General features: G+C 69.6%; 11 protein-coding genes. 4 read left to right on the top strand and 7 right to left on the bottom strand.

The features are described from left to right. Positions 1-23: 23 nt before the first annotated feature. Together ITJ66_RS04515 and ITJ66_RS04510 are read left to right on the top strand one after the other, a co-directional pair. Complete coding sequence (locus tag ITJ66_RS04515) at positions 24-926, top strand: fumarylacetoacetate hydrolase family protein (RefSeq protein WP_194643706.1); 903 nt, start codon at positions 24-26, stop codon at positions 924-926. Continuing rightward, positions 923-1,693 carry an SDR family NAD(P)-dependent oxidoreductase gene (locus ITJ66_RS04510; protein WP_194643704.1) on the top strand — a complete coding sequence of 257 codons (771 nt, stop codon included), beginning with the start codon at positions 923-925 and terminating at the stop codon, positions 1,691-1,693. Before ITJ66_RS04515 ends, ITJ66_RS04510 begins: the two co-directional genes overlap by 4 nt. 251 nt (positions 1,694-1,944) lie before the next feature. Here the strand turns inward: ITJ66_RS04510 and ITJ66_RS04505 are convergent, their stop codons facing one another. Beyond that, positions 1,945-2,601, bottom strand: a complete 657-nt coding sequence (locus ITJ66_RS04505) for a MarR family winged helix-turn-helix transcriptional regulator (RefSeq protein ID WP_228501478.1) — start codon at positions 2,599-2,601, stop codon at positions 1,945-1,947. A gap of 53 nt (positions 2,602-2,654) precedes the next feature. Here ITJ66_RS04505 and ITJ66_RS04500 point away from each other — a divergent pair, with 53 nt between their 5' ends. Beyond that, the gene (locus ITJ66_RS04500; protein WP_194643702.1) at positions 2,655-3,416 is read left to right on the top strand and encodes a hypothetical protein; all 762 of its coding nucleotides are present in this window, start codon (positions 2,655-2,657) and stop codon (positions 3,414-3,416) included. Positions 3,417-3,706: 290 nt separating this feature from the next. Here ITJ66_RS04500 and ITJ66_RS04495 read toward each other — a convergent pair whose 3' ends face one another. The 6 genes from ITJ66_RS04495 to ITJ66_RS04470 form a co-directional block, all read right to left on the bottom strand. Further along, the gene (locus ITJ66_RS04495; RefSeq protein WP_124768561.1) at positions 3,707-4,885 is read right to left on the bottom strand and encodes a glycoside hydrolase family 1 protein; all 1,179 of its coding nucleotides are present in this window, start codon (positions 4,883-4,885) and stop codon (positions 3,707-3,709) included. A gap of 139 nt (positions 4,886-5,024) precedes the next feature. After that, positions 5,025-6,794, bottom strand: a complete 1,770-nt coding sequence (locus ITJ66_RS04490; RefSeq protein ID WP_071261828.1) for an ABC transporter ATP-binding protein — start codon at positions 6,792-6,794, stop codon at positions 5,025-5,027. Next, positions 6,791-7,711 carry an ABC transporter permease gene (locus ITJ66_RS04485; RefSeq protein WP_137242417.1) on the bottom strand — a complete coding sequence of 307 codons (921 nt, stop codon included), beginning with the start codon at positions 7,709-7,711 and terminating at the stop codon, positions 6,791-6,793. Before ITJ66_RS04485 ends, ITJ66_RS04490 begins: the two co-directional genes overlap by 4 nt. Beyond that, complete coding sequence (locus tag ITJ66_RS04480; RefSeq protein WP_085512196.1) at positions 7,708-8,679, bottom strand: ABC transporter permease; 972 nt, start codon at positions 8,677-8,679, stop codon at positions 7,708-7,710. Before ITJ66_RS04480 ends, ITJ66_RS04485 begins: the two co-directional genes overlap by 4 nt. Positions 8,680-8,687: 8 nt before the next feature. Beyond that, on the bottom strand, positions 8,688-10,364 hold the full coding sequence (locus ITJ66_RS04475) for an ABC transporter substrate-binding protein (protein ID WP_086473023.1): 1,677 nt from the start codon (positions 10,362-10,364) through the stop codon (positions 8,688-8,690). Between the two features lie 187 nt (positions 10,365-10,551). Then, the gene (locus ITJ66_RS04470; RefSeq protein WP_121291487.1) at positions 10,552-11,661 is read right to left on the bottom strand and encodes a LacI family DNA-binding transcriptional regulator; all 1,110 of its coding nucleotides are present in this window, start codon (positions 11,659-11,661) and stop codon (positions 10,552-10,554) included. A 205-nt stretch (positions 11,662-11,866) separates the two neighbouring features. Between ITJ66_RS04470 and ITJ66_RS04465 the strand changes: the two genes are divergently transcribed. After that, positions 11,867-12,667, top strand: coding sequence for an isocitrate lyase/phosphoenolpyruvate mutase family protein (locus ITJ66_RS04465; RefSeq protein WP_064297138.1), 801 nt, complete (start codon positions 11,867-11,869; stop codon positions 12,665-12,667). The last annotated feature ends 75 nt before the right edge of the window (positions 12,668-12,742 follow it).

Genomic DNA, 12,742 nt, shown 5'->3' with positions numbered 1-12,742 from the left:
CCGGCGGAACCGGAAGGACCAGCATGCGCTTCGCCAGACTCGGCCCCGTGGACGGGGAGACCCCCGTCGTGTTCGCGGGCGACACCGCCTACGACCTCCGATCGATCACCCCCGACATCGACGGAGCGTTCCTCGCCGGCGGCGGCGTCGCCCGCGTTCGCGCCGCGCTCGAGTCGGGTGCGCTCCCCGTCCTCGACGGCGCCGACGAGCTCCGGATCGGCGCTCCGATCGCCCGGCCGAGTGCGGTCGTCTGCATCGGCATGAACTACGCGGCGCATGCAGCGGAGTCGGGATCCGCCCCTCCCGAGATCCCGATCATGTTCCTGAAGACGCCCAACACGGTCGTCGGCCCGAACGACGACGTCCGCATCCCGCGAGGCAGCACGAAGACCGACTGGGAGGTCGAGCTCGGCGTCGTCATCGGCGAGCGCACCTCCTACCTCGACAGCTTTGAGGACGCCCTCGGCCGCATCGCCGGCTTCGTCACCGCGAACGACGTGTCGGAGCGCGACTTCCAGATGGCGGCGAGCGGCGGGCAGTGGTCGAAGGGCAAGTGCGCTCCGGGCTTCAACCCGACCGGCCCCTGGCTCGTGACGCCGGACGAGGTCGACGCCGGTGCCCTGCGACTCCGCAGCTGGGTCAACGGCGAACCGCGCCAGGACTCGAGTACGGCCGACCTCATCTTCGACGTCGCCACCGTCATCTGGCACCTCAGCCAGTACCTGCAGCTCGAACCCGGCGACCTCGTCCTGACCGGCACACCCGAGGGCGTCGCGCTCTCCGGCCGCTTCCCCTACCTCGCACCGGGCGACGTCTGCGAGGTCGAGATCGAGGGCCTCGGCCGCCAGCGACAGCGGTTCGTCGACCCGGTCCCTGGAATCGCGCCGGCTGCCAAGCCGGCCGAGGCACTCGGAGCCCGCGCATGAGCGCCGGAGACACCGGCGAGTTCGACGGACTCGTCGCGATCGTCACCGGCGGCGCTTCGGGGATCGGCGCCGCCATCGTCGAACGCCTCGCCGCCGATGGTGCGAGCGTCGCGATCCTCGACCTGAACCCGTCGCCCGACGAGGACTCCGCCACCCGCCTGTCGGTGCGGGCGAACGTCGCCGACGACGCCTCCGTCCGTGCGGCCATCGAAGCCGTCGTCGCACGGTTCGGCCGCCTCGACATCGTCGTGAACAACGCCGGTATCGGCGCACAGGGGACCGTCGAGTCCAACGACGACGACGAGTGGCACCGCGTCTTCGACATCAACGTCGTCGGCATGGCTCGCGTGACGCGCGCAGCCCTCCCGCACCTGCGCGAGTCGCCGTCGGCCGCGATCGTGAACACCGCGTCGATCGCCGCGACGGCGGGACTCCCCCAGCGCGCGCTCTACACGGCGACGAAGGGCGCCGTGCTGTCCTTGACGCGCGCGATGGCCGCTGACCACTTGCGCGAGGGCATCCGGGTCAACTGCGTCAACCCGGGCACGGCCGACACCCCGTGGGTGGGCCGGCTGCTCGACAGCGCGCCAGACCCGGCCGCCGAGCGCGCCGCGCTCGAGGCCCGCCAGCCGCATGGCCGACTCGTCGCCGCGACCGAGGTCGCCGGTGCCGTCGCCTACCTGGCGAGCCCGCGATCAGGCTCGACGACCGGCACCTCGATCGCCGTCGACGGCGGGATGCAGGAGCTCCGCCTCCGCCCCGAGTAGGGAGGGCGGGGTCCCGATGCCGCCTCACGGTTCACAACTCAGGAGCGCCCTGGCGGTTCTGCCGCGAGACGGCCATCCCCAGACCGACACGCCTGACTCCTCCTGAATTGCGAACGGCATGGACCGGACGGGTCCGATCGTGCAGCACTCAGGCGCACGCCGGCGCGTCCCGCCACCGAGGGGATGATCCGGCTCGACTCACCGGGACGCTCCTGAATTGCGAACCCGGGGCCGAGGATCAGGCGGGCGAGCTACCGGTCGGTGTCGGGGCGCGGCCACGCGGCGACGAAGCGCTCGAGGTACGCGGCGAACTGCGCCGCCTCCTCGGGCGCGAATCCCGAGAGCGCGGTCGTGACCGCGTCGCGTCGACCCCGGTGCGCCTCCTGCAGGACCGCGCGGCCGGCGGCGCTCAGCTGCACCACGCTGCGTCGACCGTCGTTCGGGTCGACTGCGCGAGCGACCTCGCCGCGCTTCGTCGCTTCGGCCACGAGCCGGCTCGCGCGGGGCTGGTCGACGCCGATCAACTCCGCGAGCGCACTGATCCCCATGCCACCGGCCGCCTCGTCACGAGCGAGCGCGTCCAGCATCCGGAATCGAGCCGCCTGGGCGATCGCCTGCTCGCGCGGGTGACGGGCGCCACCGCCAGGACCCCAAGGCCCACCGAAGCCGGGTCCGAAGCCCGGACCGCGCCCACGCCCGCGTTCGTCCTCAGCGCCGCCGACGGCGTCGTGCCGATGACCGCCCCCGTGCTCATCGTGGTGGTGATGACCGGGTCCACCGCGCCCACCGCGTCCGCCGAAGCGACGACCTGACTGGTCCCGTCGGATCTGGACGAGGGCCTGCTCGATCATCTCCACCGGGTCGGTTGCTGTGGGTTCGCTGGGCTGCGCTTGACGATCGTCGGACATACATGTCATTATACATTTACATGTAACAGAGCATGCAAATAAGGAGACCACCCATGAACACCCCAACGACTCACCCAGAGCAGTCCACCACCCAGTCCGCCGAGCGCCCGCTCGGCTTCTGGCTCCGCACCGTCGATCACGCGGTCAAGCACTCGATGCACGAGGTGCTCGCCGAGGACGGCCTCGGCCGCCGCAGCTGGCGCACCCTCGAGCTCATCGCCTCCGGCGCCTCGAGCGTCGAGGAGATCGACGCCTCGCTCCCGCCACACCGCCGCGGACCGCGCGGCCCCGAGCGGTTCGGCCGCCGCGGCGGGTTCGGCCCCGGTCGCGGCTTCGGTCGCCCCGAGCGCACTGCCGAGACGACGGCGGACACCGCATCCGCCGAGCGTCCGGGCGACCACGAGCACCGCCACCCCGCTCACGATCGGGCCTTCGGGCGCGGGCGCGAGTCCGGTCGCGGCTTCGGTCGTGATCACCGTTCCGGCGGCGCACCGTTCGGTCCTGGCCACGGCCACCACCGCGGTCCTCGTCGCTCGACCGCGGACATCGTCATGGACTTCGCCGCCCGCGGCTGGGTCATCGTCGACGCCGACGGCATCACCCTGACGGACGCCGGTCGCGAGGCGCACGACGCGCTCCGCACCAAGGTCGACGCGGTCCGCCAGACCGTCGCCGACGCCGTCTCGCCCGAGGACCTCGCGACGACGCTCGCCAGCCTCGAGAGCATCGCCCGAGCCTTCGGCCGGGACGAGCACACGGCGCACGAACACGGCCCGCGTGGTCGCTTCGGTCGCGGCCCCCGCAGCGAGCGCTGACCGGTCGCCGGCGTCTTCCGCCCATGCGGACCCCAGCCGACCACGATGCACAGAGCCCCGGGCAGCAATCGCTGCCCGGGGCTCTCTCCGTTCACAACTCAGGACCAGTACCGCGCGTCGCGGCCAACCGGACCGCAATCGGAGGCGCCGCACCGGAGGCGTCCTGAATTGCGGACACAGACAACCTGCGGTCCCTCCGTTCACAACTCAGGAGACCCGTCGCGTGGCGCGACTCGTCAGCGGGTTCCGGGGACGGACACGCCGGAGACGTCCTGAATTGCGAACCTCCGCTACTCCGTGAGGCCGTTCGCCTTCGCGACGTTCCCGAGCCACGCGAGGCTCGGCTTCGGCGTGCGCACGAAGGTCTCACGGTCGACGGCGATGAGGCCGAAGGTCGGCCGGAAGCCGCTCGCCCACTCGTAGTTGTCGAGCGCGCTCCAGTGGAGGTACCCCTCGAGCTGGATCCCGTCCTGGATGCAGGCGTGCAGCTCGCGCAGGGCGCCGTCCGTGTAGTCGATCCGACGGGTGTCGTCTGAGGTCGCGATGCCGTTCTCGGTGATCATGATCGGCACCCCACCCGACAGCTCCCAGGCGCTCCGCACACCTTCGGCGGCGGCCGGCGGGTAGAACTCCCAACCGGTGAGCGTCGTCTCGACCCCGTCCTCGACGGGCAGCGGACCCTTCGGCCCGATGAACGTGCGCGTGTACGCCTGGACGCCGAGGAAGTCGTCACCGGCGGACTGCTCGAGGTACCAGTCGTCACGCGGGTAGCCGTACTCGCGCAGCATCTCGTCGGAGCCCGGCTCACCGTTCGACCGGAACGCCTGCGTCGCGATGGTCCAGCCTGACTTCAGGCCGGACACCTGCGAGAGCACCTCGCGCGAACGCTTGTGCGACTCGAGAAGCGCGTCCGCCACGAACAGATCAGGGTTCGGCAGGCCGTACGCGACGAGGTTCGCCGCGTCCTCACCACCGGCGAGCATCGCGGCGATGTTCGGCTCGTTGATGGTGCAGACGTGATCGACACCCTCGCCGACGATCGGCAGGGTCAGCTCGGTGTACCGCGCGAAGAGGTCGGCGGCGTCCTTCGCCCGCCAGAACCCGTCGCGCTCGAACCAGCGCGGCACCGTGAAGTGCATGAGCGTGACGACCGGGTTGAGTCCCAGCTCGTGCGCGGTGTCGACCATGCGACGGTAGTGGTCGACCTCGGCACGCGAGACGATGCCGCGCTCGGGCTCGATCCGCGCCCACTCGATGCTGAACCGGTAGGTGTTGAGCCCTGCGTCGGCGAGCAGCTGCATGTCCTCGCGGTAGCGGTGGTAGCTGTCCATCGCGTCGCCCGAGGGCTCGACGATGTTCGTCCCGGCTTCGTGCTCGTGCACCCACCAGTTGCTGTTGATGTTGTTGCCCTCGATCTGGTGGGCAGCGGTGGCGGCGCCCCAGAGGAAGCCGTCGGGGAAGGTCAGCACGGGTGTTGCTCCTGTTTCATGTTGGGGTGTGGCCCTTCGACAAGCTCAGGGACCGGGAGGGAACTGGGCCCTTCGATAAGCTCAGGGACCGGGAGGGGTGGGCGCAGGGACCGGGGAGAACGCAGGGACCGGACGGGCGTCAGCGCTTGGCGCGGGCCGGGTTGGGGACGGCGTCGAGCAGCTGGATCGTGTACGGATCCTGCGGGTGCTGCAGGACGTGCGCGGTCTCGCCTCGTTCGACGACGCGACCCTGGTTGAGGACCATGATGTTGTCGGTCACGAGTCGCGCCGACAGCAGGTCGTGCGTGATGTAGAGCATCGAGACGCCCCACTGCTCGCGCAGGTCCTCGAGCAGTGCGAGCACACCGGCACGCAGCGACACGTCGAGCATCGAGACGGGCTCGTCGGCGATGAGCACCTGCGGGTCGCTCGCGAGCGCCCGGGCGATCACGACGCGCTGCCGCTGTCCACCGGAGAGCTGGTGGGGCAGCTTCGCCGCGAACTGCTCGACGGGCGAGAGGCCCACCGTCTCGAGAAGTTCGAGCACGCGCTTGCGCACCGCGTCACCCTTCAGCCCGGTGAAGTTCACCACCGGCCGGGTGAGCGTGTACTCGACCGTGTGCAGCGGGTTGAGCGCCGCATACGGGTCCTGGAAGATCATCTGCACGTTCTTGTGCAGGTTCCGGATGCCCTTGCGGTTCAGCTGGGCGACGTCCAGGTCACCGAAGCGAACCGCGCCGGAGGTCGGCTTCTCGATGCCCGTGATGAGCTTCGCGATGGTCGACTTGCCGGAGCCCGAGGCCCCGACGAGCGCGAGCGACTGACCGGGTTCGAGCGTGAACGACACGTCGTCGACGGCCGTCACCGCGGACTCACCGCGGCGCGGCGGCGGGTAGACCTTCGAGACGGCGTCGACGATGACCGCCGACTCGGCCGAGCGACCGGCGCGCGACGAGGCCTTGCCCGACTCGGAGCTCGCACTCGTGGCGGTCGGGACGCTCGTCGTGGTGCCGGACACCGGAGCAGTCCCCCGGTTCGCCCGCGACGGGAAGCCGGGCAGCTCGACGACTGCGGCCCGCGGGTCGGCGTAGTGGCTGAGCAGCATCCGCGTGTACGGGTCCTGCGGACGCTCGAGGATGTCGCGGCTCGGGGCGTCCTCGACGATGCGGCCCTCGTGCATGACGAGCACACGCTGCGTCGCCTCGAGCACGACACCGAGGTCGTGGCTGATGAGGATCGCGGTGAACCCCTCGGCCTGCTGCAGCTCCGTGATCGTGTCCATGATCGCGTGCTGCACGAGGACGTCGAGCGCGGTGGTCGGTTCGTCGAACACCATGAGGCGAGGCTCGAGCGACAGGGCCAGCGCGATGGACACGCGCTGACGCATGCCGCCGGACAGCTCACCGGGGAAACGGGCGAGCACCTGCGGCGTCAGCCCGACCTTGCCGACCAGCTCGGCCATCCGGGCGTCCCAGCGGTCGCGGGAGACGTGCCCGTGCGCCTTGAAGATGTCGACGAAGTGGTTGCGGATCGTGCGGACCGGGTTGAGTGCGTTCATGCCCGACTGCAGCACCATGGCGAACCCGCCCTGACGCTGCTCGCGGAGCGCCTCGTCGCCGAGCTCGCGGATGTCCTTGCCGCCGAAGAGGATCTGCCCGCCGTTGATGCGGGCCGGCGGCTTCTGCAAGCGGGTGGCCGCGAAGCCGAGCGTCGACTTCCCGGAGCCGGACTCGCCGACGAGCCCGATGAACTCACCGGCACCGACGGAGAACGACACGTGGTCGACCGCCTGGACCGGCGCGGCGCCGACGGACTCGTAGACGACGGACAGGTCGCGGACCTCGAGGAGCGCTCCGGTCCCGGCTGCCGGCGCGGATGCGCTCTCGGCCTGGAGGTTGACGGCGTTCATCGTGACTTCCCTTCACGGAGGCGCGGGTTGCTGATCGCGTCGACACCGAAGTTGATGAGGGTGAGGCTCATCGCGAGGAGCGCGATGCAGAGACCGGGGGCGAAGAGGAGGATCCACTGACCGGTGAGCAGGGCGTTGGAGTTCTGCGCCCAGTAGAGGATGGTGCCCCAGCTGACGATCGACGAGTCGCCGAGGCCGAGGAACTCGAGGCCGGCCTCCGCGAGGATCGCACTCGTCGCGGCGCCGAAGAAGCCACCCGCGATGAGGGACGTCATGTTCGGCAGGATCTCGTTGAACACGATGCGGAACGGTCGGTCGCCCGAGAAGCGGGCCGCGGTCACGAAGTCACGCGAACGCAGCGACTGCGTCTGGCTGCGGAGCACGCGGGCACCCCACGCCCACCCGGTGATCACGATGACCGCGACGATCATCACGAGCCCACCGTTCTGGAGGTACGCGGCGATGACGATCATGAGCGGCAGGCCGGGCACCACGAGGAACAGGTTGACGATGAAGTTCACGACCTCGGCGCCGAAGCCCTTGATGTAGCCCCAGCTGAGGCCGATCAGGACCGCGACGATCGTCGACAGGATGCCGGCGATGAAACCGACCGTGACGCTGATCTGCGAGCCGTAGATGAGCTGGCTGAGGACGTCCTCGCCCGCCGCCGTCGTCCCGAACCAGTGCTCGGGGCTCGAGTCGGCGTTCCGGGGGAACCCGTCCTGGCTCGCGCCGTACGGTGCGAGCACCGGGGCGAAGATCGCGACGAGGATGAAGAACGCGAGGATGATGAGCCCGAGGCGGGACTTCCAGTTGGCCCAGAGCGTCGCCGCCGATCGACCGACGAAGGCGAACTTCCTCGGCGGACGCACGGCCTGGTCGGACTGCAGTGTCTTGACGTGCTGTGTGGTGGTCATCGGCGGGTCCTTGGGTCGAGTACGCCGTACAGGATGTCGACGAGGAAGTTGGCGATGAGCACGCTCACGGTGATGAGCAGGAACAGCGCCTGCATGAGCGGGTAGTCCTGTCCGATCACCGCGTTGAACAGGAGGAAGCCGATGCCCGGGTACCCGAAGACCTGCTCCACGAGGATCGAGCCGCCCACCACACCGCCGAGCGCGAGCCCGAAGCCGGTGAGGTTCGGGAGGATCGCGTTGCGGGCCGCGTACTTGATGGCGACCGTGCGACCGCGGAGACCGTTCGCCTCGGCGAAGGTCACGTAGTCGTCACCGAGGGTGTTGATCATCGCGTTGCGCATGCCGATGATCCAGCCACCGAGGCTCGTCACGAGGATCGTCAGCGCCGGCAGCACCGCGTGGTACGCGACGTCGACGATGAAGTCCCAGGTGAACGCGGGCGAGGCCGTCGGGCCGAAGGCACCCGAGGTCGGGAACCAGTGGAGCACGTAGCCGGCGAAGAACAGCAGGAGCAGTGCGGTCCAGAAGTACGGGAACGTGCTGGCGAAGGTGCCGCTCAGCGTCGGCAGGGCGTCGAGCCAGGTGTTCCGGCGCCAGGCCGCGAGCACACCGATGAGGGTGCCGAGGATGAAGGCGACGATCGTCACGATCCCGAGCAGGATGATCGTGTACGGGAACGCCTGCCAGATGAGCTCGCCGACCGACTGCGGGAAGAAGGTGTACGAGACCCCGAAGTCGAGCGTGACGACCTGGTGGAGGTAGGTGACGTACTGCTCCCAGAGGTTGCCGCCGGGGACACCGAGTTGGGCCTCGATCGCCGCACGCGTGGCCGCGGAGACCGGGCCGTTCTGCGCGAGCTTCGCGATCGCGGCGTCGGTCGGGGAGCCGGGCATGAGCCGCGGCAGGAGGAAGTTCAGCGTGACCGCCGCCCACAGGGTGAGGACGAAGAGGCCGAGTTTGCGCACCATGTACACGGTCACTCACCGTCCTTCCGGAGCTTGAGGTGCGTGAACACGAGGAGCGGGGTCTGGTCGTAGGTCTGCAGCGGTGCGTAGGGGTTGTCCGCATCGGGCCAGCCGGTGAACTTCTTGTCGTTGTAGAGGCCCCAGAGTCCGCCGTAGTACATGCCGATGACCGGGAAGTCGCTGTAGACGATCTGCTGCATCTGGTGACTCAGCCCGAGACGGGTCGCCTCGTCGGTCGTCTCCTTGTACTGGGCGAGCAGCTGGTCCATCTGTGGGTTGCGGTAGCGACCAAAGTTGCTGGACGTCGTCTCGCCGATCGGCTTCGCGAACTCACTGTTGAAGCTGTTGTTGAAGCCCTGGAACATGATGCCGTTGCCCATGCCACCCATGGCGACCTCGAAGGCGCCGCTCTGGATCGCCTGCTGGTACCCCGGCGGCTGCGGCTGCTTGATCTGCACGTCGATGCCGAGGGCGCCGAGCTCCTTGCGGACCTCCTGGACCGCGCGGAGCCAGTCCGCGTAGCCGTTGGCGGTCGTGATCGAGAAGCTGAACTGCTTGCCCGCCGCGTCGACGAGCTTGCCACCCTGCTGGGTGTACCCGGCGGCCGCGAAGGCCTCGAGGGCGCCGGCGGTGTCCTGCGTGATCATGCCCTGGTTCGGCAGGGTCGGGTCGAGCTCGTCCTCCTGGTTGGGGAGCATGAGGCTCGACTGGCCGGCTGCACCGAGGTACCCCTCGGTCGCTGCGTCGGCGATCTTGTCGCGATCGAGCGCCAGGGCGATGCCGCGACGGACGTCGACGTTGTCGAACGGGGCGACGTCCATGTTGGGCACGAGCCCGATCACGCCTCCCGGCGGGAACCAGAACTTGTTGTGGTCGTTGGCTGCACCCCAGGTGCCTTCGACGTTCGACAGGAACGAGTACGCCCAGTCGAAGCCCTTCGTGACGATGTCGAGTTCGCCGGTGGCCGCGGGGATCACGAGGTGGTTGACCTCGATCTTGTCGGCCTGCCAGTACGTCTCGTTCTTGTCCATCGTGTACTGCTGCGAGGTGTAGTTGCCGAGGACGTAGGGGCCGGTGCCGACCGGGTTCGGGTTCCGCCAGGTGTCGGGGCTCTTGACGTCCTTCCAGATGTGCTCCGGGACGATGAGCGTCTGCGAGACGATGTCGGCCGCGGGGGCGTCGTCGTCGAGCAGGTGCATGATGACGTGCTGGCCCTTCACCTCGATCGTGTCGATGTGCTGCCAGGCGCCCTTCTGATCGAGCGTCGGGTACTGCTTGATGAGGTCGAAGGTGAACTTGACGTCCTCAGGGGTGAAGGCCTCGCCGTCGGACCAGGTGGCGCCGTCGCGGATCGTGTAGTCGATCGTGCGGGCGTCCGGGAGGTCGACCTTCTCGGCGAGCCACGGCGTCTCCTTGCCGTCGAGCACGTTGATGATCACGAGCGGCTCGTAGATGTAGCTCGAGGCCGAGCGCTTGTTCACGAGGTAGGGGTTGAAGTTCCGCTCGAGCATGGGGGTGCCCTTGTCGGAGGCCAGCAGCATCGTGTCGGCCGGGATCGAGGGATCCGGCTCGCTCTTGATCTGGATGCTGCAGCCGGAGACGAGCAAGGCCGCCGCGGCGATCATCGCCGCTGCTCCGAGTCGTCTGCGCCTGCGGACCTTGGTCCGCTCGTGCGTCGTGTGCGTCATCGCCACCGTCCTTGCTGAAGTCTGTACCGGTTGAGTGTAAGCGCATACATTGCCCGGCGCAACCCGTGTCGGACATCCGATCCTGTTCGCAATTCAGGAGAGCCTCGGCGCGGCGGCCTCGCGGCGGACGGACGCGCCGCGGCACGCCGCGGGCTTCCTGAATGGTGAACGCGAAGGGAGGGGATGATCAGGACGTGATCGACTCGGAGCTCTCGCGGAGGACGACCTCGACGGGGAGTCGGACGGACATCGCGGGCAGCTTCGGCTCGGCGAGGCGACGGGCGAGCGCCTGCACGGAGACCCGGCCGAGCGTCTCCATCGGCTGCCGGACCGTCGTGAGCCGCGGAGCGGACAGGCGGCCGGCATCGATGCCGTCGAATCCGGTGACGATGAGCTCCTCCGGGACCGCGACCCCGGCGATCCTGGCGGCGTCGATCACGCCGAGCGCCATCTGGTCGTTGGCGCACACGACGGCGCGCGGCAGGCCGTCGCGTCGGAACAGCTCCCGACCGACCCGTCGCCCACCCTCCCGGGTGAAGTCGCCGCGGAGGGTCGGCTCCTCCGGGGCCTCGAGCGACCGGTCCGCGAGGGCCGCGCGGAACCCGCTCCAGCGCTCCGCATCATCGGGCGAGCCGAGGCTTCCCGCCACGTACTCGAGCTCCCGGGCACCGAGGTCGTCGATGAGGTGCGCCGTGAGTGTGCGCATCCCCTCGGCGTTGCTCACGGAGACGTGGTCGAGGTCGTCGCCGCGCCGGGGCCCCGCCATCACGACGATCGGGACGTGCCGCGACAGGCGCGCGAGCTCCTCCTCGCTCGCGCTCCCGGCCAGCACCATGAGGCCGTCCACCCGACCCGCCATGTCGCGCACGGTCTGCGTCGCCGTGGATCCGCGGCCGACGCCAACGAGCAGCGCGAACCCACTCCGCCAGGACTCCAGCTCGCAGCCGCGCAGCACCTCGTCGAAGTAGAGGTTGAGCGTCCGCGTGTCGGTCCGCTCCGGGATGTCGCGGACGATGCGCGCTCCCCCGGCCGCCGCCTCGTCACCCTCGAGGGCGATGTCCCCGAGGTCGTCCATCGCGTCGAGCCCCTGGAAGAACAGACCGATGACGCCGGTGCGGCGCGCGGCGAGTCCTCGGGCGGCACCACTCGGGACGTACCCGAGTTCGCCGACCGAGGCGAGCACGCGGTCTCGGGTGGCCGGTTTCACGTCGTCAGGGCGGCTGAGCACCCGCGAGACCGTGGCGATGGAGACGCCGGCGTGGTGCGCGACGTCGTAGACCGTCGGCGGTTTCGTCATGGGAACGCCTTCCTTCGGCCACCAATGATACGCACGGCATCCTGCCCGCCCGGTCCACCGGCGACATGGGATGCCGCGCGGAGCGCCCTCGTCTTGCGTCACGGGAGCGGCCCACACGAGCCGGGAACCGCAGCCAACCCGAACGTTCCCTGAATTCTCGACGCTTGTCGGCTGGGCGGCCGACGTCCGCTGGCAGACTGCGGACATGACTGATCAGCATGCCAAAGCCGTCCTCCTCAACTCCCTCCACGAGCCGGGTTCCCCGCTCATCGTCACCAACGTCTGGGACGCCATCACCGCGAAGGTCGTCTCCGAGGCCCCCGGCGTCGTCGCCCTCGCCTCGGCGAGCCACTCGGTGTCGAACGTCCGTGGGCTCGAAGACGGCGGCGGCCTCGACGTCGACGAGGCGATCGCCGCCGCGAAGATCATCGTGGGCGCCGTCGACCTGCCGGTGACGATCGACTTCGAGAAGGGGTACGCGTCCGACGCGGCCGGTGTTCGCGAGAACGTCCGCCGCCTCATCGTCGAGTCGGGTGCCGTCGGGATCAACCTCGAGGACTCCGTCGGTGCCGCGAAGGCCCCGCAGTTCCCGATCGAGGAGGCTGCGGCACGCGTCGCCGCCGCTCGCGCCGGAGCCGAGGACGCGGGCATCCCGCTCGTCATCAACGCCCGGGTCGACACCCTCGCCGGCGACCCCGAGGCGTGGGACGAGGCCGTCGCGCGCGCCAACGCCTACCTCGAGGCCGGTGCAGACGTCGTCTTCTTCCTCGGACTCGGTACGGAGGAGCTTGTCGCCAAGGCGATCGAGCAGGTGCACGGACGCATCTCCGTCATCGGCTACCCCGGCGCGGTCCCGCTCAAGCGCCTCGCCGAACTCGGCGTCTCACGCGTCAGCTTCGGCCCCGGCACCCTCGGCCTGACGCTCGCCGCCCTCCAGCGTGCGGCGACCGGCCTCACCGAGCTCGGCGAGTACCCCGAGGACCTCGGCTTCTCCTTCGAGCTCTGAGCCTCGACTGACGACCCGTTCTCAGGAGGATCCGAGCGCGGCGCCGAGTGACCTCGGCGGCGCGCCCGGGGACTC

Source organism: Plantibacter sp. VKM Ac-2885, from assembly GCF_015351205.1.
Taxonomy (GTDB): domain Bacteria; phylum Actinomycetota; class Actinomycetes; order Actinomycetales; family Microbacteriaceae; genus Plantibacter; species Plantibacter auratus.
The sequence above is the reverse complement of the archived record's forward strand: the minus strand, read 5'-3'. Positions and strand labels throughout refer to the sequence as shown.

Bases quoted from the DNA above. Each gene is read 5' to 3' on its own strand.
- ITJ66_RS04515 (WP_194643706.1), top strand. From the start codon at position 24: ATGCGCTTCGCCAGACTCGGCCCCGTGGACGGGGAGACCCCCGTCGTG.
- ITJ66_RS04510 (WP_194643704.1), top strand. From the start codon at position 923: ATGAGCGCCGGAGACACCGGCGAGTTCGACGGACTCGTCGCGATCGTC.
- ITJ66_RS04505 (WP_228501478.1), bottom strand. From the start codon at position 2,601: ATGTCCGACGATCGTCAAGCGCAGCCCAGCGAACCCACAGCAACCGAC.
- ITJ66_RS04500 (WP_194643702.1), top strand. From the start codon at position 2,655: ATGAACACCCCAACGACTCACCCAGAGCAGTCCACCACCCAGTCCGCC.
- ITJ66_RS04490 (WP_071261828.1), bottom strand. From the start codon at position 6,794: ATGAACGCCGTCAACCTCCAGGCCGAGAGCGCATCCGCGCCGGCAGCC.
- ITJ66_RS04485 (WP_137242417.1), bottom strand. From the start codon at position 7,711: ATGACCACCACACAGCACGTCAAGACACTGCAGTCCGACCAGGCCGTG.
- ITJ66_RS04480 (WP_085512196.1), bottom strand. From the start codon at position 8,679: ATGGTGCGCAAACTCGGCCTCTTCGTCCTCACCCTGTGGGCGGCGGTC.
- ITJ66_RS04475 (WP_086473023.1), bottom strand. From the start codon at position 10,364: ATGACGCACACGACGCACGAGCGGACCAAGGTCCGCAGGCGCAGACGA.
- ITJ66_RS04470 (WP_121291487.1), bottom strand. From the start codon at position 11,661: ATGACGAAACCGCCGACGGTCTACGACGTCGCGCACCACGCCGGCGTC.
- ITJ66_RS04465 (WP_064297138.1), top strand. From the start codon at position 11,867: ATGACTGATCAGCATGCCAAAGCCGTCCTCCTCAACTCCCTCCACGAG.